The 1,226-nt window shown below is 63.3% G+C and carries 2 protein-coding genes; one reads left to right on the forward strand and one right to left on the reverse strand.

Features of this window, described 5'->3' with window-relative positions:
* The first annotated feature begins 413 nt into the window (after nucleotides 1–413).
* The gene (locus tag DMB66_RS59820; protein WP_125812695.1) at nucleotides 414–812 is read left to right on the forward strand and encodes a hypothetical protein; all 399 of its coding nucleotides are present in this window, start codon (nucleotides 414–416) and stop codon (nucleotides 810–812) included.
* A gap of 119 nt (nucleotides 813–931) precedes the next feature.
* Here the strand turns inward: DMB66_RS59820 and DMB66_RS59825 are convergent.
* Nucleotides 932–1,226, reverse strand: a 295-nt coding sequence (locus DMB66_RS59825; RefSeq protein WP_199753311.1) for a transposase, incomplete at its 5' end; no start/stop codon positions are given.

Here is a 1,226-nt window from a genome sequence, read left to right on the forward strand (position 1 = left end):
CCCGCATCGACGGCGGGGAACACGCCACCGAGGCGCTGAACCTTTTTTTTTGCTGACCCGCATGGTGATCGTGACCGGCAAGGATCTGCGCACGGACCTCACCGACGCCGACTTGACCGATGTCGATCTCACGGATGCCGTCTTCGATCAACCGACAGGATTGCCATGATCGGTACACCACCGAGAAGGAACCATCAACTCGACACACTGACTTCGGCATGCCCGTGCGTCAGCCGCTCGCCTCGCCGTGACACTGCGTAGCGCGCGGATCGCGGCAGATCAGTGCATCGAGGGTCTTACCGCTCGTCAGCAGACCTGCCCGGAAAGCCCGCGATACGACGACGGCAACACGCGCCAGTCGCGTGTGCCTTCGAACTGAACACTCGGCACCCCTGCTGCGGTAGCATCCCAGCGTGGTGGAGCCCGGACAAGCAGCACGCGGCGGCGCCGGTGCATACCGCGCTTTGAAGTTCGGTAAGCGGCTCTTTGATCAGCGAGGGTGGTTTAAATATCTACGCCACCGCTCTTTGTCGTACGCGTTGATGGGCGAGCGCGAAGAGCTTCTCGATCATAAGGCTGATCTCATTGCGGAGTCGTTTCAGGAGATTCTAGACCAGACGCCGATACCGATGGAACCGAAGCGTGGTTTCATCAACACGCTCAAAAGAAATTGGCGGGAGCGCGGATCGCAAGGCGTCCGCTTTCCAGAATACCGTGGCAATGCAAGGTCGACGTTCTACGAAGTCCTGCTTAGCCTCGATCCACCGACGCAGTCGGTGTCGATCGCCGTTGATCATTTCTGTGTGGGGTGATCCGGCGGGCGTGTGGGAGTCGCCGATCTCGTGATCGGCTTGCCCTGGACGCGTTTGTTCGGGTGGAGCAGGGTTGTGGCCTGTGGCCGGGCCGCCTGGATTCTGCGGGTTCCGGCTGGTCAGCCGGGGGTGGCCTGGACGGCGGTGAACAGGTTGTCGAACGCCGTCTGCCAGGGCCAGTGCTCGGGGAGGTGCAGGTGGATGGTGCGGGCCCGATGCGCGATCCGGGCGGCGACGTTGATGATCCGGGTACGAATCGTCGCTGGCCGGGCGCCGGCTTGAGGGCCGGCGGCGAGGTGCCCGGCGGTGCGGGTGAGGTTATGGGCGATTGCGGCGCAGGTCAGCCAGGCGTCGTTCGCGCTGAACCTCCTGGAGGGAAGATGCGCCAGGGGCCCGGCGATCAAATCGGCGTTG

It is taken from the genome of Actinoplanes sp. ATCC 53533 (genome assembly GCF_003947245.1).